Genomic DNA, 17,740 nt, shown 5'->3' on the forward strand with positions numbered 1-17,740 from the left:
TCGCCACCCACGCCGCAAGCGCAAACGTCTCGATTTCGGAATGATGGATGCCCTCGCTTTCCTTTTCCTCTGTTTACCTGTTCCGATATATCCCTCGAAAGAGGACACCTTTGAAGGGTAGAATCGCGGGGCACCATGGAAAACGATGTCATATACCTGGACTACAACGCCTCGACGCCGTGTGACCCGAGAGTCGTGGAGGCGATGGAGCCGTACTTCACTGAGGTCTACGCCAACCCCGCGAGCCGCAGCCACCGACCAGGCCAAGCCGCGTTCACCGCGCTGGAAAACGCCCGCGGAACGGTCGCAGCCTCAATCGGAGCGCGGATGGCCAGCGAAATCGTTTTCACCTCCGGCGCCACCGAGGCGAACAACCTCGCGATCCTCGGTTCCGCCCGGGCACGGGTCGCTCGCGGCCGCCACCTGGTGACTCAGGCAACCGAACATCCGTCGGTGATCGAGGTCCTGCGTGCACTCCAATATGACGGATGGACGCTCTCCGAAATCGGCGTCGACGCGGGAGGCCGCGTCCGCCTCGACGAGCTCGACGCCGTTTTGTCGGACGAAACAGCTCTGGTGAGTGTGATGCTCGCGAACAACGAGACCGGAACCGTGCAGAAAATTCGCGAGATCGCCGATCTCGTCCACGCGCGGGGCTCGATCCTCCACTGCGATGCGGCCCAAGGTGTCGGTAAGATCAGAGTGGATGTGGACGACCTCAGTGTCGATCTTCTCAGCCTTTCGGGGCACAAGGCGTACGGACCCAAGGGAATCGGAGCCCTCTATGTACGCAAGACCGCTCCACCTCTCAAGCTCGATTCGTTGCTCCACGGCGGCGGTCACGAGGGCGGTATCCGCTCGGGCACACCCAACCTGCACGGAGCGGTAGGCCTCGCCCGGGCCCTCGAGATCTGCGGCGTGGAGCTCGACACGGAGAGTCCGCGAATCGCAGCACTCCGAGACCGGCTCGAAGCCTCTGTGACAGCTGCCGTAGAGCACGCGACGGTCAACGGCTCGTCCAGTCACCGTCTGCCGGGCACGAGTAACATTTCGTTCCCCGGTATCGAAGGCAACGCCCTGCTCGCCTCGCTACCGGATCTGGCGCTCAGCAGCGGATCTGCCTGCACGTCGTCCCACCCCGAGGCGTCACCCGTTCTGCTCGCGATGGGGGTGAAGCCAGAGCTTGCCAGGGCCTCGTTGCGGATCAGCGTTGGACGTTTTACAACCGAAGAAGAAATCGTTCGTGCGGCTTCGCGCATCTGCGAGGAGGTCGTGCGCCTGCGGAACCTGAAGCGTGGCAGAAGGCGTTAGCCCGCATTATTCATGAGGGTTCGTCGCGAGGGCGGCGAGGTGCCGTGCCCAGTGGAGTTTGCGACCCGAGGGGCGCGGCGGCGTACTTGACGGTACGTCGAGCACCCCAAGGCGAGCAAACACCGCTGGGTATGGTGCATCGCCGGTCGCAGTAAAGGCTTCATGAATCACACGGGCTAGGTGTAGCGTCCTCATCGTGATAGAGCAGGATGCCTTCGAGATGGTTTTCGAAGTCGGTCACTGACGCACGCCATGAATCGAAGAGGTGTTCGAAACCACGCCCCTCTTCGATGCATCGTCTCGCCTCCGGCGAGCCGGTCAAGAGATCCAGAGCCGGGACTTCGCTGACGAACTCGTACGGATCCGAGCGCCAGGTAAAGTCCGTCGGGTGCAGGTCGTGGATCGTCTTGAGGAGGTGCAGGCCAAAGGCCACTGGTTCGAGAGCATCACGATCGACAAGGTGTGTTTCGACGCCCGCACAGACCTCATTGGCGTGTTTTCCGAACACCGGTCGAAAGCGTGTCGGGCGGAAGGCGACCCCTGAAAGGTCGAGATCGCGCAGGTTGGATACGAGCCTCTCCGCGTCGATCCACGGCGCACCCACCAGGTGGAAAGGTCTCGAGGTCCCGCGACCCTCAGAGAGAGTCGTTGCTTCCAGAAAACAGAGGCCGGGGTAGAGAGAAGCCGTTTCCAGAGCCGGCATGTTGGGGCTCGGCAGCACCCAGGGAACATCGGTGTCGTCCAGCCAGTCACGCCGTCGCCAACCCCGGCACGGAACGACAGTCAGTTCGAGCTGCGGATAGCGCTGGCGCTGCAGCAACAGCGCAATTTCACCCAGAGTCAGCCCGTGACGCGCAGGCACCGGTAGCTGGGAGACGAAACTCTCGAAGCCTCGCTCCACCAATCCACCCTCCCGCATCACTCCGTTGATCGGGTTCGGCCGGTCGAGGAGCATGACTTCTACAAGTGCCTTTTCGCAAGCCGCCATGACCCAGTCCATGGTTGCAGCGAACGTGTAGTAGCGAGAGCCGATATCGGGCAGGTCAACCACCACCACCTCGACACCGTCGAGGTCCTCCTGCTTTGGCGCGAGCGTTTCGGCCGAGCAGCCGTATAACGAGCGCACTTCGCAGCCGGTAAGCTCATCCCGAAGATCTTCCACCGCCTCCATGTCCTGGGCGACTCCGTCGAGACCGTGCTCTGGCGCGAAGAGGCGAACCAGGGGTCCGGGATTCACGGCGAGCAGGGCCGTCCGGGCTGGATCGAGCCTTGCGGTCACCGTCGCCTGGTTGGAGAGCAGGGCCCAGCCGCGGCCGCCGATCAGCTGCGGTTTTTCGAGCAAGATTTCGAGGCCAGTTTGAACCCGTTGCATAGCCGTATGGTACATCGCTCCCTCGGCACGCAACCTCGGATGGGACGGAGTCGCCGATCAGTCACATTCGAGACTTTAGGGATCACGCTCGACCTACGAAGGCCCAAAGATCACCGAGTTATGCTGCAAAAGAACTCTTTCGATCACCACTCCTCGGTCCCTGTATCTTTTCGGTCCCACTCCCCCTCCGGACAAAAAATTTCCTTCCCAGGAAACCTTTTTGTGTTCTCCGGCATTACTAGTGATTGAACTGGAGGTCACGAGATGCGATTCAACAAATACGCAATCGGCGCGCTGTTCGCCGTTACGGTGCTTGTCGCCACCGCCCTGCTCGCGCCGCTCGGCCACGCGAACGACGACGGCACCGAATTTGCGACCTTTGCCGGCGGTTGTTTCTGGTGCATCGAGGCCGACTTCGAGAAGGTCGAAGGTGTGCTCTCGGTCGTGTCGGGTTACACCGGTGGCTCTGTTGCCAACCCGACCTACGCCCAAGTCTCGTCCGGCAAAACCGGTCACACCGAAGCGGTGCGCGTCGCCTTCGATCCCGAGATCGTGAGCTACGAAGATCTGCTCGCGATTTTCTGGCGCAACATCGACCCGACGGTCAAAAACCGGCAATTCTGCGACGTTGGAAAACAGTATCGGACCGCGATCTTCTATCACGACGAGAGCCAGCGTCAGGCCGCCGAGAAGTCGCGCGCTGCGCTCGAGAAAACCAAGCCCTTCGCCGTACCGATCGTCACCGAGATCACACCAGCCGCCGAGTTCTATCCTGCCGAGGACTATCACCAAGATTTTGCCAAAAAGAATCCGGCCCGATACCAGAGCTACCGCAAAGGCTGCAAACGCGACAACCGGCTATCGGAGATTTGGGATGAGAAGAATGAAAAATAGGCTGCCCTCGTCGTTTCTTGTCGCTGTTTGTTGTATCGTCCCGCTTTCATCGCAGTGCACCGCGCAGGGCGGCGCGCAGGACACGAATCGAAGCACGGGGAACACGAAAATGAGCAAGCAAGAACTCCAACAAAAACTGACGCCCGAGCAGTACAGGGTGACCCAGGAATGCGGTACCGAGCCGCCGTTCAAGAATGAGTACTGGGACAACCACCGGCCCGGCATCTACGTCGATGTCGTGTCCGGAGAACCGCTTTTCGCCTCGATTCACAAGTACGACTCCGGTTCCGGTTGGCCTTCCTTCACTCAGCCCCTGGTGAAGGAGAACATCGTCGAGCAGGAGGATCGCAGTCTCCTGATGGTGCGGACGGAGGTGCGCTCATCGGGAGCGGACTCGCACCTCGGCCATCTCTTCGAGGACGGACCGGCACCGAAGGGCCTCCGATACTGCATCAACTCGGCCGCTCTCCGTTTCATCGCCGTGGAGGATCTCGAAGACGAGGGTTATGGCGAGTTTCTGCCGCTCTTCGAGGAGAAAGCCTCAGGTTCGAGCCCCTAGCTCGCCCCACGCCCGCCACCGCTTCGTCATAATGGAGCAGTAGCTTGCAGTGGAGAGGCAGGGATGACAGACAAGCAGCGAGTGGCCCTCATATTCGGTGGCCGTTCAGGCGAGCACGATGTGTCCATCGTCTCGGCCCGATCGGTCGATCGAGCGCTCGATCGCAACAAGTACCAGGTAGTTCCCCTGGCAATCGACCGGCAGGGGTTGTGGACTGACGCGAGCACCGCCCGGCGGGTCCTTGACGATTCTGCAAACCGTGCCGACAAGGTTGTTCGCTTCGAGGGCACGTCCCGGCTCGATCCTGGCCTCCTCGATGGCACGATCGATATCGCCTTTCCCGTTCTGCACGGCCCCTTTGGAGAGGACGGAACCATCCAGGGGCTTTTCGAGATGATTGATCTCCCGTACGTTGGATCGGATGCCACCTCGTCGGCCCTGTGCATGGACAAGATCTTCTGCAAACGGATGTTTGCCCAGGCCGGCCTGCCGACCTCTGACTGGGTCGAGTTGGACCTGCCTACATGGTCGGAAGACGTTCGTCACGTCTCCGTCCAGTGCCTGGATCTCGGACTTCCAATTTTCGTCAAGCCAGCGCGGTTGGGATCATCAGTTGGAATCAGCAAGGTCACTGATCCCGCCGACCTGGCGCCCGCGATCGAAACCGCGTTTGCTCAGGGCCAACGCGTGCTGGTCGAAAAAGGGCTCGATGTTCGGGAGATCGAAATCGCAGTCATCGGCAACCAGCACCCTCGAGCCGCCGTGCCCGGGGAAGTGGTGCCGGGTCACGATTTTTACGACTACGACGACAAATACCTCGATTCAACCTGCCAACTGCTTGCGCCTGCTCCGCTCGAAGAGAGGCAATCCGCGACGGCAAGAGAGCTCGGGGTGACGGTGTTCCAGCTTCTCGGTTGTACCGGAATGGCTCGGGTTGATCTATTTCTCGAGCACGATAGTGGTCTTTTTTGGGTCAACGAAATCAACACGATTCCGGGTTTCACGCCGATTTCGATGTACCCCCGGCTGTGGGAGCTGTCCGGCCTCAGCTATTCGGAGCTGATCGACGAATTGATCCGCCTCGGTTTCGAACGCACTCGGTAAACGACTCGGCCGGAAGCTCGGGTACGATACCCACCGGGAATCACTTTCTTGAAAAGGCGGACCGCGCCGCCCCAAGGGCTTGACCAGGGTCCTCTCAAGCACTATGGTCCGCGCTCGTGGAAGCCCCTTGCGAGTCGATTCCGCCCGACAACGATCGAATCGAGGAAACCGGCCATGAAGAAGATCACCAAACAAGAAGCTCTCGCCTATCACACCGGCAAACGACACGGGAAAACCGAGGTTGTGCCCACCAAACCGTGTATCACACAACGCGATCTCTCTCTTGCCTACACGCCGGGGGTCGCGGAACCCTGCCTCGAGATCGCGCGTGATCCCGAACTGGTCTACGAGTACACCAACAAGGGAAATCTCGTCGCCGTGGTTTCCAACGGCACGGCCGTGCTGGGGCTCGGTGACATCGGCCCGATGGCAGGCAAGCCGGTGATGGAGGGCAAGGGGGTTCTCTTCAAACGATTCGCCGATATCGATGTCTTCGACATCGAGCTCGATAGCAAGGACACTGAGGAGATCATCCGCTTCTGTGAGCTTCTCGCGCCCACCCTCGGCGGCATCAACCTCGAAGACATCGGTGCCCCCGAGTGCTTCGAGATCGAGGAGCGGCTCAAGCAGAGCACCGATATCCCGGTCTTTCACGACGATCAGCACGGCACCGCCATCATTTCAGGCGCAGCACTGATGAATGCGGTTGAAATCGCCGGCAAGAAGATTGAAGACGTCAAGGTCGTCTTCTCCGGCGCTGGAGCGGCCGGTATCGCCTGCGCCGCTTTCTATGTCTCACTTGGGGTCAAGCGGGAAAATCTCCTGATGGTCGACTCGAAGGGCGTGATCTACAAGGGTCGAAAAACCGGCATGAACAAGTACAAGGAGCTCTTTGCGGTCGACACTGATGCGCGCACCCTGGCCGACGCGATGGAGGGCGCCGACGTCTTCGCCGGTGTTTCGGTCAAAGGCCTGGTCACCAAGGACATGGTCAAGTCGATGGCCCCGGACCCGATCATCTTCGCGATGGCCAACCCGGATCCCGAAATTCTCCCAGAGGACGCATTCGAAGTTCGATCCGACGTGATCATGGCCACTGGGCGATCCGACTATCCCAACCAGGTCAACAACGTGCTTGGTTTCCCCTTTATCTTTCGCGGTGCTCTCGATGTCGCGTCCACTCATATCAACGAGGAGATGAAACTGGCCGCGGCCCGCGCGCTGGCAGATCTCACCAAGGAAGATGTTCCGGATTCCGTCGTCCGGGCCTACGGGGGCAAACAGATCAAGTTCGGACGCGACTACTTGATCCCGAAGCCCTTCGACTACAGGGTGCTGCTATGGGAAGCGCCAGCTGTCGCCGAAGCCGCGATCGAGACCGGAGTTGCACGCAAGCCGTACGCGTCGAAGGAGGAATACGTCCGCGAGCTCGAGAATCGCCTCTCGCGCACCCGGCGGGTCATGCACAGCGTATTCGACCAGGCAGCCGCCGACCCCAAACGAATCGTGTTCCCCGAAGGCGAGGTCGACAAGATCGTCCGTGCCGCGAAGATCCTCGCCGACGAATCCATCTGCAAACCGGTGCTACTCGGTTCCGCAAAAATCATTGAACGGCTCCTGGCCGATCACGAGGTGCCGGACGGCGCGGTCGAGGTCATCGATCCACTTGCCAGCGAGAAGGCCCAAGTGTACGCAGAAATCCTCGCCCGCACTCGCTGGCGCCGGGGCGTCACTCTGGATACTGCAACCAAGGCGATGCGCGATCCGGTCTACTTCGGCAACATGATGGTTCATCGCGGCGATGCCGAAGGACTCATCGCAGGCATCAATATGTCCTATCCGGAGACGATTCGACCCGCCCTGCAGATCCACAAGGTCCGCGAAGGTGTCAAGAAAGCCGCAGGCGCTTTCCTCCTGCTCTTCGAGGATCGGATGCTCTTCATTGCCGACACAACGGTCAACCAGGACCCCACGGCGGAAGAGTTGGCAGAGATCGCCTGGCTCACGAGCCAGGCTGCCGAGCATTATTTCGAGGTCGAACCGAGGGTGGCGATGCTCTCGTACTCGAACTTCGGTTCCAACATCGACCAACGGTCACAGAAGGTCCGGGACGCCGTTACCATCGCCCAGGAAAGGTGGCCGGAACTCATCATCGAGGGCGAAATGCAGGCCGATACCGCCGTCGAACCATCGATTGCGCGCGAGGCCTTTCCGCTATCGCAGATCCAGGGTGATGCGAATATTCTGGTCTGTCCGGATCTCGAGTCAGCCAACATTGCATACAAATTGCTGTGGCGCCTTGGCAAGGTGGAAGCGATCGGGCCCATCCTCATCGGCATCGACGCCCCGGTTCACGTTCTCCAACGCGGGGTGGACGTCAACGACGTGGTCAACATGGCAGCACTTTGCGTCCTCAAAGCGCAGAGGTGGAGCTGACCCGACTCACGGTTGATCACGGCTGGAATGAAGCCTCGGCAGGTCTCTGTTATCGAGGAACAGTGAAATCGTGACACAACGGGTCTCCTCCGGGGGCCCGGGAGACTCTGGAGGCGACCATGCGGAATACTCTGAAATCCGTACTCGCGAGCAAGGGGACCGCCGTCCATCACGTAGCGCCAGAAGCTACTGTCCTCGACGCGGTCGAAAAAATGAACCAAGAACGTATCGGTGCGCTCCTGGTTTGTGTCTCAGGCGAACTAGTCGGCATTTTCACGGAGCGCGATGTGCTGTGTCGCGTAGTCGGCGAGAAACGCGATCCCGCAGCCACGAAGATCGTCGACGTGATGACGTCCGAGGTCGCGACCGTCAAATCGAGCACCCGCATCGAGGAGGCGATGGCGGTGATCACCGAGAGGCGGATCCGACACCTTCCCGTGGTCGACGACGGGGACCTCAAAGGTGTTGTTTCTTCTGGAGACCTGACCCGCAGTGTGAGCCGCAATCAGGAGGGCCACATCCAGCACCTGACGGATTTCATCACGGGGAAGTATCCGGGTTGATTTCCGAATTCGGATTTCGGCGCACTGCCGCCACCCACATCCTTTGAAAACGAAACCTCGAACAACGAGAACTCATGAATGAATAATGCGGGCTAGAAGCGCAACGCGTCGGGTGTAAACTGTTATGCACCAACGAAACACGCGGAGGATCGTCATGAAGGGATGTCAGAGGTTGTTCTTGTCCGCGACTCTAGTCGCCATCGTTTTTGCCGGGGAGCCCGCCATCGCCCAGGAAGCCACCGGCGGACTTCGTTACACGGTGACCGTCACCAAGTTCGAGAATCAGTCTGGCTGGCATGGCCACTGGGATCTGGGCGACGCCTGGGACACAGTCCTCACCGACATGCTCAACCAGACCGGCAAGTTCATCGTCCTCGGTGAGACCGACATGCGTGCTGCGGCTCTCGATGAACAGGACTTCGCAGCGTCCGGGCGCACGGCAGGAGGCAAAAAGGCACCTGTGACTGGACAGATGACACCCGCCCAGTTGCTTGTCAAGGGAGCCATCACTCACGTTCAGGGAGACACCGGTGGAGGCGGTGGTGGGATCCGCGTGAAAGGTTTCAACATCGGTGGCGGCGGCGGCAAGGGCGAGGTCAACGCGACAATCTACATCGTTGATTCGACGACCGGTCAGGTCCTGGCGTCAAAGAGCGTCGTCGGCACTCACAAGCGCCAGAACCTCGGCGTCGGATACAACACGGGCAGCTGGGGAGCAGCGTTTGGCGGAAACAAGAAGGACAACGTCGGGCTGGCGGTGCAAGACGCGTGCGCCGAAGCGGTGGACTTCATGGTCGAACAGCTGCCGAACTTCTCCTGGACTGGCTCGGTTGTACTCACGAAGAACGGAAAGGTCTACGTCAACCGCGGCACTCGTGAAGGTGTTTCTGTAGGGCAGGAGTTTGTCGTCGGCGAAGCCGATATTCTTCGTGATCCGGACACCGGCGAGGTGCTCGACGAGAGCATGAACGAGATTGCGCGCCTCACCGTCAGCCAGGTCAAGGAAAAGATCTCCATTTGCGACGTCACCTCGGGTGATGCATCTGCGGTGGCAAAGGGTATGGATGTTCATCTGCCCTGACCGAATGGATTGCCGAAAACCAAGCCGCCGTGCTTTGGCGCGGCGGTTTTTTCATTGACTCTTTTCTACAATGTATAATTTTATTGGGGTAAAGCCCAGAGGGCGCACGACTTGATTCAACGTACGACGAAGCTCATCGTGTGTGTGATGTTGGCAGGTGCCGGCGTGATCACCTCCCAGGTTAGCGAGTACCGGACTGTCGAAAACCCTTTTCAGGATGACTTCGAGTTCACCGTCAATTCTGATCTCCAGCCGATGGTCGAGATCTCGGGTGTTCGCTGGTCACGATTTGGGGTCCACGTCCGCGGTGATCGTGACATCGAGCCCGAAAAGGACATGCCGATCACGGTCGAACTCGGGTTCGTCAACACCAACCCGGAGGGGGTCAAGGTTCTCGTCATTGCTCTGTTCGAAGACACCTACGGGAATCCACTCGATCGGATCGAGTGCGCCCAGGTGAACGCTGCGACCAATCGGCTCAAGGAATCGACCCAGAAATTCAAGGTCTCCGGTCGGACACTGGAATCGATGCAGCGCGTCTACCTGTATTGTGAGATCGAGCGCTAATCCGCCGCTCCCGGCCTGTTGTCACCACTCCTCCCGCCCGCTGTTCATACCTCATCTGCGGGAGGCGACAAGCTGCTGAGCTCGCGCTACCACGCCGTCTGCCGGCGGAGCAAAGAGAGAAACTCCTCGCGCACCTTGCGGTCGGCGAAACACCCCCTCAGCGCGGAGGTTGTGGTCAACGCACCCGCCTTCTTCACCCCCCGCATTTCCACGCATAGATGGCGCGCTTCGATCACCACCATGACACCCTGGGGTTCGAGCTTGGTCCAGAGGAACTCCGCCACCTGCTCGGTCAATCGCTCCTGGAGCTGCGGCCGCTTCGCATAGAACTCCAAGATCCGCGGTAGCTTGGAAAGGCCTATGACTTCTGCTTCAGGGATATAGGCGATATGCGCATGGCCGTAAAACGGAACGAAATGATGGGCGCACATGGAGTAGAAGGGTATTTCCTTTTCGATCACCATGTGGTTGTATCCCTCTTCGTTCGGGAAAGTCGTGATTTTCGGCTCGGCCCCTTCTCTCAGGCCGTGAAACATTTCCAGATACATCTCCGCAACGCGGTGAGGAGTGTGTTTGTAGTTGGGATCACCGAGGTCGAGCTTCAGCTCTTGCATGATTGCGGCCATGTGTTCAGCCACGTTTTCGATAATTCTCTTTTCCTCTCCGCGAGCGATCGAGTTGTCGCCGTTGGTGGCCGAATCGGCCTGATTGCTTTTCTGTGAGTCGAAAATCGCTGGGTCATTCATGCCTTGCATTCCTCCGTGCACGGACAATCGCTGCACAGCGTATCGTATTCCGTCCCACTCCACTACCCAGGCTCGACGGCTCTGCGGCAAAACGGCTCAACGGCAAGACGATTCGGCACGACCGCGGTCCCGACAACGGCTCGCGCCGCTTGGCCGTCTTGCCGCGGAACGGTGGGTGGAGAATCTCCAAGGGCTGTACAGCCGTCTTCCCGTGGGTGGGCAGGCGGCGGAATCCGTGTGGCAGTCTGCCGGGCCGACGGGTGGGCGCTCTGTTACCATCCCGGCGATGCCTGAATTCACTCCGCGCAAGATTCTCATCACCGGATCTCGTGGTCAGCTCGGCCGCGCTGTGGCGGACGCCTGTGCATTTCGGGATATCGATTTTGAAGGCCGTGATATCGATACACTCAACATCACCGATGCCGACGCCGTTGTGAGATGGATCGAGGCTGCAAAGCCCACCGACGTCGTCAACTGCGCGGCCTTCACCGCAGTCGACGACTGCGAGGCCGACGAGCAGCAGGCTTTACTGGTGAACGGAACCGCCGTCGGACACATGGCGGACGCCTGCAACGCGGTCGGAGCGAATCTCGTTCAGATCTCGACAGACTATGTCTTCGCCGGAGACGGCAGTCGACCATACCGCGAGGATGACCCGGTCGCACCGATGAGCGCATACGGTCGAACCAAGCTTCGCGGGGAGGAGCTCGCCACCCGCGCCAACGGACATCTCGTTGTGCGCACCGCCTGGCTTTACGGACATGGTGGACGCAATTTTGTCGAGGCCATACGAAGCCAGATCGACAAGTCTGCGAGGAGTCTTCGAGTCGTGGCAGATCAACGGGGGAGCCCAACATTTTGTGGCGATCTCGCGGACGCGGTCCTCGACCTCATCACCGTCGGAGCCACAGGAATCGTACACGCCGTCAACTCCGGCGAGACGACCTGGCATGGGTTCGCGGTCGCCATCGCTGACCTTCTCGGCAAGGAGATCGAGATTCAAAAGGTAACGACCCAGGAGTTCCCGAGACCGGCCCACCGGCCCGCGTACTCCGTTCTCGACACTTGCCGTCTGGAAACCCTGCTCAACAGAGCCCTCCCCTCCTGGGACGACGCTTTGCGGCGCTACCTGGATATACCGTGCGCGTCCTCATAACCGGTGTCTCCGGATTCGTCGGGCACTACTTGGTCGAGCATATCGTCGAAGCTTCACCCGAAGCCGACATCTGGGGTCTGCTCTGGGCAGGTGAATTTGCCAACGCTCCTCGCTCGGTTTTTGCAATCGAGGGCGATCTCACCAACATCTATTCACTGAAAAACGCCGTCGACCAGGCGAAACCGGAGGTTGTCTTCCACCTCGCCGCAGCCTCGTCGGTTGCGAGTTCATGGGACAACCCAGGGCTGTTTCTCGAAGTCAATGCACTCGGAACCGTCAACTTGCTGGAGGCAGTCCGCGATTACGATGCGAGGATCGTTGTGTCTTCGTCGGCCGAGATCTACGGTGCGGTTCCAATGGCGGAACAACCGATCGTCGAATCGGCACCGCTGGCACCGATTTCGCCGTACGGAGTGAGCAAGGCGTCGCAGGATCTCGTGACAGCGCAATACTTCCACGGTCACGGCCTCGACACCGTTCGGATCAGACCCTTCCACCATACGGGACCGAGGCGGCCAGCGCGCTTCGTTGCCTCGAGTTTCGCCCGGCAGATCGCCCGCATCGAACGCGGCCTCGACCCACCCTGCCTGGCGGTCGGAAACCTCGAGGCCATTCGAGATATCACCGATGTCAGAGACGTTGTACGAGCCTACTGGCTGGGCGCGATGCACGGCAAAGGCGGAGAGGCCTACAACGTCTGTTCGGGTCGCCAGACGACAATGCAGCAGGTGCTCGACGGCCTGCTCACCCTGACCGACATCGAGGTCGAGATCGAGGTGGATCCGGCGCGGATGAGAGTCGCAGACATCCCGTGCCAAGTCGGCGACAACAGCCGTTTCAGCGATCTGACTGGGTGGCGGGCCGAAATCCCGCTGGAGCAGACCCTCGGCGATCTCCTCGATTGGTGGCGCGACAGGGTCAGAGATCATTGATCAGTATTCGGTGATCAGTCTCGCACGTAGAGCAGCGACTTGAGTACCGGCACCCGCCGTGGCAGAGTGCCCGAAGGAGGATCGGCCACATGAGCAACGACCGGCGCAACCGGATCGCCCAATGGGCATTCGACACACGGGCCATTCTCGGCCGCTTCCACCTGTGGCTTGAGGATGTCGAACTACAGGGAATTACGAACTCGACAACCGAGGGCATCTCGTTCGTCGAAGGCTCGTTGGAACGGGCTTTCGTCATGGCGACGGCAGTGACAGCTCTCGGTACGAGGCTCTTCGGCCGCTGGGGAGAAGGCGCTGACCTCGACAAGGCGGGTATCAACCGCGTGAAGAAAGATGCCGACGCCGTTTCAGCTTACGCCATGTCCGAGGCACTTTGGTATCTCACGCGAAGTCTGCCGGAGAACCACGCTGTGATGATTTCCCTCGGCGAAGGGCTGATGCCCAAGGCCGGCGAGACACCCGAAATGGGATCCAACCCCTTGCTGGGTTTCGGCAGAGTCTACGCGCGGCCTCAGGTCGCCCGTTTCCTCGACCGCCGAGTCCACCGCCTGGTCAACGACCCATCTTACGAGTGGCCAAATTTCTGGCTCGATCTCCAAACCGCCGGCATCACCGTATGGGGTGCGGCAGTAGACACGCTCGAGAACACTTCCCGTTTCGCCAAGGGCAGTCCATCCGGCCCGATGACGGTACTCCACCTGTTCAATCAGCCGCTCAAGGTGGCCCGACCGTACGAGGGCTACATGGGCAATCTGGCGTTGCCGCAAGCGGTGGTCTCGCGAGCAGCGGAGAAATCGATTCTGATCGACTTCAAAACACCTCGGGCCAAGGTCATGGAAGCGATTCGTGACACCTATCCCAACCTAGCGCCGGAGAACGTTCACGTGTGGACACTCGGCGGGCCTTCCCGCGTGAATCGACTCAGCGCCCTGTGGGCGGAGTGGGAGGCGGTTGGTGCACACCTGGTCGAGGATGGCTGGATCCTTCCCCAGACCTCGCAACCGGTATTCACTGAATCCGGCACCTATGCACCCACTTTCCGCATCGGGCCGTATGCGGATGATGAGGGAAGGACCCATCTCTTCATCTGCGACGGGTATGCCGCCTCAGCCGAAGCCATGCAGGCGGCCAGCCTCGATCCGATACTCGACCTTTCCACTTCGATGTGCCTTTTCTCGTCTCAATTCAAGGCCTCCATTGGGCGGGAGCAGCACATCATCACTCTCGACCCCGACAGCGACGATTTCGAGGCCGAACTCGCCGCGACGCTCGAAGCCGAGATCGAGCCCGATTTCGTCGATGCGTATCGAGCGAGCCTGCAATCGGCGCGGGAAGCCTTGATGCCAGTCGACCAACGCACGCTGACGGCGGATGATTTTTTCCCGCTCAAGGAGTGGCGAGTTCTTGCCCTCGCCGGTTATCTGCTCCCCGATCCTTACAGTGGATCTGAAGGAGTGAAGCAGGTGGCCGAAGACACGTTTCGGGTCACGACTCGTGCCGCGACCCGTCTCGGTCTGGTTGACGCGACTGTCGAGCTGCGGCTGATGGAACCATTTGAGGAAATGCGAATGGTTTTTTCGCCGCTGCTCGATCGCTTTTACTCAGGGCAGGATTACCGGCGGCGAGCGGTCAAAATCTCGGATTCGGGCCGTATTCGCAACGAGCTCCAGACCCTCTGCTCAGAGGCCATCGAGTATCTGCCCGGAGACAGCATGCTGGTGCGCTTCAGTCAGATCGACGAATCGGTCATGCCGTCAGACAAACGAGAGCTGATCCGCGAGGTTCTGAAATGGTACAAGGCCAACCATCCGATCTGGTTCACATGGCTGGAGATGGATTAATCACGCTCGATGCTCGATGCTCGATGCTCGATGCTCGATTCAACCAATCACTAAATCGTAAGGCTGAATTGTCAAAGGGTGGGCGAACGGAACGAGAAACGAGTATCGAGAGACGAGTATCTGGCTGGCGGGTGGGCGGAGCAAATATCGAACATCCAACATCGAAGATCGAGATCTGTTTTTCAGCGCTATCGCAGCTTTTCGAGAGTCGCACGCACTTCTGGATCGATCGGCACCGGTCTGCCCGATCGCCTTTCAACGCATGCGAGACGGGTAACGGCCTCTGCAGCCACCTCGATTCCGGACTGCACCAGGTACTCGAAATCGAACGAGGCACCCCTGAGCTCGCCGACCCTGAGCCATACGCGAACCTCGTCCTCCAGCGCCACCGGCCGCTTATAGTCGATCTCGAGGCGTTTGACGAAGAACGGAATCTGCAACGCATCCCGACCACCGAACAATTCGGTCCACGCCTCGGTACGAGCGATCTCGAGATAGCTGGCGAAGGTGGCGTTGTTGACGTGGCCAAAGGCGTCGAGATCGCGCCACCGCACCTGGATGGGGCAGGAAAACGGGTAATCGTCCATGGCGCAAGGGTAACAGCACTGCAACGGTTATCGGATGGACGTGTGCAGTTGTCAGTGATAAGTCATCAGTGCCCGCAGTGCTTTTCCGACGGCAGAACCAATCCCTGATCTCTGGGGCGGACGGTCGCCGTAAGTCATGAAAACCGGCCGATGGTAGTACGATTCCCTGGATGAGTGAAATCAAAATCATTCCCGGCCAGGTACAGGTGTGGTGGGCAGATCTCCGCCTCAGCGAGGCGGAAATCGATCGCCTTCGAGGGATGCTCACACCCGAAGAACTGGTCCGGGCGGATCGATTTCGCGTCACCACAGCCGGGCGCCGGTTCATAGCAGCGCGGGCGGCCCTGCGCAGGATTCTGGCCCGGGCGACCGGCGTTGAGCCGACCGACATCGAGTTTTCGATCGGCAGCCACGGTAAGCCCTTTCTCGACAATTGCGGACTGAATTTCAACGCCAGCGATTCGGGAGATTTCGTGGCCGTCGCCCTCGCAACCGACGATATCGGTGTCGACATCGAATGCGTACGATCCTTGAAACGCGGTGCATCCCTCGCGCAACGGGTGTGCACTGAACATGAGCTGGGTGTTTTGGAGCGTACGCCCGAAGATCAGCGAGATGCCCTGCTCCTCCGGTTCTGGACGTGCAAGGAGGCGGCACTCAAAGCTGTCGGAACCGGCCTGCCAGGAGGCATGAAGAACGTCGGGGTGGAAATTTCCGCGAATGGGAATCCGAAGGTAGTTCGCTTCGTTGACCAGGCCGGCCGATGGACCCTGGCGTTTCCCGGGCTGGATCCTGCGTTTCTGTGCTCGGTGGTCGTTCGAGGTTCAGGCTGGGACGCCGTCGGCCATCATTTCTCTCTTCAGTCGACGTAACCCAGGGCTTCGAGCTGCCGTCTGGTGTCTCGATCGATCTCGGTCCGATGCTCCCCTGCCTCCTGTCTCAGGCGCCAGGTTGCCTCCCAGGCCTGAAGGCGCGACCGCAGCCAGTCGGCCTCGATGGAGGACGACCCGGCAACGTTGCGATGCTCACCGGGGTCGAACTCGAGGTGAAAAAGATACTCCGCGTCGTGCGTTCGACCCCGGCCTCGCCCCATGCCCCAGTCGAATCGCGGCCTCGGAACCCTGATCAACTTCCACCGTTCGGAGCGTGCCATCGCGGCCATCCTGAGGCCCGGAGCAGTGGCGAAGTGAAGGTTGGGCTCTCGGCCTCCGTTCCACTCCCCGAAAATCGCGTCCCACAGTGCCCTGCCACCTTCCACATCACCTGCCTCTCCCGGCCTGACCAGGTTGACGAGGGAGGCGTGGAGATCGAGAGTGTCGGTCGGTTCAGCTACGACCGTGTGCGGAACGACGCCCGGCCACCACACGACCATCGGCACATGCAGCATTTCATCGTAGAGCGTGTATCCGTGAAGAACGCCGTCATGGTCGAAGAGCTCCTCGCCGTGATCGGAGGTGATCACGACCATCGCTTGTCCCGGAAACCGGCGTTGAATCTCTTCCATCAAAGTACATAGCTCGGCGTCGTTGTACGCCAGATTCGCCGCGTACCTCTGGCGCAGCCATTTCTGGTCCTCGAGCGTCACCTCCCGTTCGGCGTCCCGGATCGAGGCGAGCGTCCGCGTCCGCCCGTCGAGGTGCTTTGCGGACGCGCTAACGAACCGGCGTGGATAAGGCCTGGGCGGAGTATAGGGATTGTGGGGATGGAGGGTGTGGAGATAGAGAAAGAACGACTCGTCGACTGCACGATTGTCGAGCCATCTGAGGACCGCCCGATGAACTCGCCTGGCACTGTCGTTGACGACGACCTTTCCTCCTCGGCGGTGATCCTGAACGATAGGAAGGTATTCGTAGTGTTCGAATCCTCTGGTCAGGCCGAACCCGGGCGTGAGATGCGGGTTGGAGGAGAACGACGCTGTCACGAACCCGGCCTGGGTAAACACCTCTGCCAGAGTTTCAGGCCCCGACGGGGACAGTGCGCGCCCCTGGAGAAAGCCGTGACCGGTGAAGAGAGACTTGGTGGCCGGCCCGGTGTTTGGAGCAACCGAAAAGTGATTCCTGAACACGGCTCCTTCGGATGCCAGCCGATCTATGCAGGGACTCGCGCCGATGGTCGCGCCGAGGTGGTCGACAAAGTCGGCGCGGAGCGCATCGAGCACGTAGACCAACACCACCCTCGGCGGATCCGGAGCCGATTCGGTCGTATGCGCAGCAGTAGTTGATTCACCGACCAGCCGCAAGTTTTGCCATCGTCCTGCGGATCCGGGTCCCTTCGCAGTCAACCGAATTCGAACCAAGCCCTCCGTGGTCCGCAGCGGCAGATCGACACTCCTGATACTGCCCGGCTCGACGGGCGACCCCCCCGCGAGATCGAAAACAGCTGGATTGGCATCGTCGCCGGTGTCGACCGAAATCGAGAAATGCTGTCGAGGGCTGGTCTCGAGCGGCGATTCGAATTTGCCCACGAGTCGGCTTCCGGCCTCAACCCAGCGCACGAACTCCACTGCCGACCAGCCGCTCTGCGTCACATCCTCATCCTCGATTTCGACCTCACCCCGCGGTGCCGCGCCGCTG

General features: G+C 60.2%; 16 protein-coding genes. 12 read left to right on the forward strand and 4 right to left on the reverse strand.

The features are described 5' to 3' along the window. Window positions 1-135: 135 nt before the first annotated feature. Entirely contained in the window at window positions 136-1,311 is a 1,176-nt protein-coding gene (locus LJE93_03190) for a cysteine desulfurase (protein ID MCG6947905.1), read from the forward strand. 160 nt (window positions 1,312-1,471) lie between these two features. Here the strand turns inward: LJE93_03190 and LJE93_03195 are convergent, their stop codons facing one another. Next, the gene (locus tag LJE93_03195) at window positions 1,472-2,683 is read right to left on the reverse strand and encodes a DUF1343 domain-containing protein (GenBank protein ID MCG6947906.1); all 1,212 of its coding nucleotides are present in this window, start codon (window positions 2,681-2,683) and stop codon (window positions 1,472-1,474) included. A 264-nt stretch (window positions 2,684-2,947) separates the two neighbouring features. Here LJE93_03195 and msrA point away from each other — a divergent pair, with 264 nt between their 5' ends. The 7 genes from msrA to LJE93_03230 all read left to right on the forward strand — a co-directional run bounded on the left by msrA (window position 2,948) and on the right by LJE93_03230 (window position 9,887). After that, on the forward strand, window positions 2,948-3,577 hold the full coding sequence (gene msrA / locus LJE93_03200; GenBank protein ID MCG6947907.1) for a peptide-methionine (S)-S-oxide reductase MsrA: 630 nt from the start codon (window positions 2,948-2,950) through the stop codon (window positions 3,575-3,577). Window positions 3,578-3,686: 109 nt separating this feature from the next. After that, window positions 3,687-4,136, forward strand: a complete 450-nt coding sequence (gene msrB, locus LJE93_03205) for a peptide-methionine (R)-S-oxide reductase MsrB (GenBank protein MCG6947908.1) — start codon at window positions 3,687-3,689, stop codon at window positions 4,134-4,136. Window positions 4,137-4,199: 63 nt separating this feature from the next. After that, complete coding sequence (locus LJE93_03210) at window positions 4,200-5,240, forward strand: D-alanine--D-alanine ligase (protein ID MCG6947909.1); 1,041 nt, start codon at window positions 4,200-4,202, stop codon at window positions 5,238-5,240. A 174-nt stretch (window positions 5,241-5,414) separates the two neighbouring features. Beyond that, window positions 5,415-7,676 carry an NADP-dependent malic enzyme gene (locus LJE93_03215; GenBank protein MCG6947910.1) on the forward strand — a complete coding sequence of 754 codons (2,262 nt, stop codon included), beginning with the start codon at window positions 5,415-5,417 and terminating at the stop codon, window positions 7,674-7,676. 119 nt (window positions 7,677-7,795) lie between these two features. After that, a complete protein-coding gene (locus LJE93_03220) occupies window positions 7,796-8,239 on the forward strand; it encodes a CBS domain-containing protein (GenBank protein MCG6947911.1) in 444 nt (147 codons plus the stop codon). A gap of 154 nt (window positions 8,240-8,393) precedes the next feature. After that, the gene (locus LJE93_03225) at window positions 8,394-9,320 is read left to right on the forward strand and encodes a CsgG/HfaB family protein (protein ID MCG6947912.1); all 927 of its coding nucleotides are present in this window, start codon (window positions 8,394-8,396) and stop codon (window positions 9,318-9,320) included. Window positions 9,321-9,467: 147 nt separating this feature from the next. Next, window positions 9,468-9,887 (forward strand): hypothetical protein, encoded by a 420-nt coding sequence (locus tag LJE93_03230; protein MCG6947913.1) that lies wholly within the window; start codon window positions 9,468-9,470, stop codon window positions 9,885-9,887. 86 nt (window positions 9,888-9,973) lie between these two features. Here LJE93_03230 and folE read toward each other — a convergent pair whose 3' ends face one another. Further along, the gene (folE, locus tag LJE93_03235) at window positions 9,974-10,633 is read right to left on the reverse strand and encodes a GTP cyclohydrolase I FolE (GenBank protein MCG6947914.1); all 660 of its coding nucleotides are present in this window, start codon (window positions 10,631-10,633) and stop codon (window positions 9,974-9,976) included. A 286-nt stretch (window positions 10,634-10,919) separates the two neighbouring features. Between folE and rfbD the strand changes: the two genes are divergently transcribed. The 3 genes from rfbD to LJE93_03250 all read left to right on the forward strand — a co-directional run bounded on the left by rfbD (window position 10,920) and on the right by LJE93_03250 (window position 14,580). Further along, window positions 10,920-11,789, forward strand: a complete 870-nt coding sequence (rfbD, locus tag LJE93_03240) for a dTDP-4-dehydrorhamnose reductase (GenBank protein MCG6947915.1) — start codon at window positions 10,920-10,922, stop codon at window positions 11,787-11,789. Further along, window positions 11,774-12,721 carry a GDP-mannose 4,6-dehydratase gene (locus LJE93_03245; GenBank protein ID MCG6947916.1) on the forward strand — a complete coding sequence of 316 codons (948 nt, stop codon included), beginning with the start codon at window positions 11,774-11,776 and terminating at the stop codon, window positions 12,719-12,721. The genes rfbD and LJE93_03245 overlap by 16 nt, the downstream gene beginning before the upstream one ends. Before the next feature lie 89 nt (window positions 12,722-12,810). Continuing rightward, complete coding sequence (locus tag LJE93_03250) at window positions 12,811-14,580, forward strand: hypothetical protein (protein MCG6947917.1); 1,770 nt, start codon at window positions 12,811-12,813, stop codon at window positions 14,578-14,580. A gap of 188 nt (window positions 14,581-14,768) precedes the next feature. On the opposite strand, the gene LJE93_03255 is transcribed toward LJE93_03250, so the two are convergent. Further along, window positions 14,769-15,167, reverse strand: a complete 399-nt coding sequence (locus tag LJE93_03255) for an acyl-CoA thioesterase (protein ID MCG6947918.1) — start codon at window positions 15,165-15,167, stop codon at window positions 14,769-14,771. A gap of 170 nt (window positions 15,168-15,337) precedes the next feature. Between LJE93_03255 and LJE93_03260 the strand changes: the two genes are divergently transcribed. Further along, complete coding sequence (locus LJE93_03260) at window positions 15,338-16,039, forward strand: 4'-phosphopantetheinyl transferase superfamily protein (protein MCG6947919.1); 702 nt, start codon at window positions 15,338-15,340, stop codon at window positions 16,037-16,039. Here the strand turns inward: LJE93_03260 and LJE93_03265 are convergent. Next, window positions 16,027-17,740: sulfatase (locus LJE93_03265; protein MCG6947920.1), on the reverse strand; the 1,714-nt coding region annotated here is incomplete at its 5' end. The two genes, LJE93_03260 and LJE93_03265, sit on opposite strands and share 13 nt — an antisense overlap.

This window comes from Acidobacteriota bacterium (assembly GCA_022340665.1).
Classification (GTDB): Bacteria; Acidobacteriota; Thermoanaerobaculia; order Thermoanaerobaculales; family Sulfomarinibacteraceae; genus Sulfomarinibacter.

Coding starts and splice junctions, on each gene's coding strand:
- LJE93_03190 (MCG6947905.1), top strand. CDS start 136: ATGGAAAACGATGTCATATACCTGGACTACAACGCCTCGACGCCGTGT.
- LJE93_03195 (MCG6947906.1), bottom strand. CDS start 2,683: ATGCAACGGGTTCAAACTGGCCTCGAAATCTTGCTCGAAAAACCGCAG.
- msrA (MCG6947907.1), top strand. CDS start 2,948: ATGCGATTCAACAAATACGCAATCGGCGCGCTGTTCGCCGTTACGGTG.
- msrB (MCG6947908.1), top strand. CDS start 3,687: ATGAGCAAGCAAGAACTCCAACAAAAACTGACGCCCGAGCAGTACAGG.
- LJE93_03210 (MCG6947909.1), top strand. CDS start 4,200: ATGACAGACAAGCAGCGAGTGGCCCTCATATTCGGTGGCCGTTCAGGC.
- LJE93_03215 (MCG6947910.1), top strand. CDS start 5,415: ATGAAGAAGATCACCAAACAAGAAGCTCTCGCCTATCACACCGGCAAA.
- LJE93_03220 (MCG6947911.1), top strand. CDS start 7,796: ATGCGGAATACTCTGAAATCCGTACTCGCGAGCAAGGGGACCGCCGTC.
- LJE93_03225 (MCG6947912.1), top strand. CDS start 8,394: ATGAAGGGATGTCAGAGGTTGTTCTTGTCCGCGACTCTAGTCGCCATC.
- LJE93_03230 (MCG6947913.1), top strand. CDS start 9,468: ATGTTGGCAGGTGCCGGCGTGATCACCTCCCAGGTTAGCGAGTACCGG.
- folE (MCG6947914.1), bottom strand. CDS start 10,633: ATGAATGACCCAGCGATTTTCGACTCACAGAAAAGCAATCAGGCCGAT.
- rfbD (MCG6947915.1), top strand. CDS start 10,920: ATGCCTGAATTCACTCCGCGCAAGATTCTCATCACCGGATCTCGTGGT.
- LJE93_03250 (MCG6947917.1), top strand. CDS start 12,811: ATGAGCAACGACCGGCGCAACCGGATCGCCCAATGGGCATTCGACACA.
- LJE93_03255 (MCG6947918.1), bottom strand. CDS start 15,167: ATGGACGATTACCCGTTTTCCTGCCCCATCCAGGTGCGGTGGCGCGAT.
- LJE93_03260 (MCG6947919.1), top strand. CDS start 15,338: ATGAGTGAAATCAAAATCATTCCCGGCCAGGTACAGGTGTGGTGGGCA.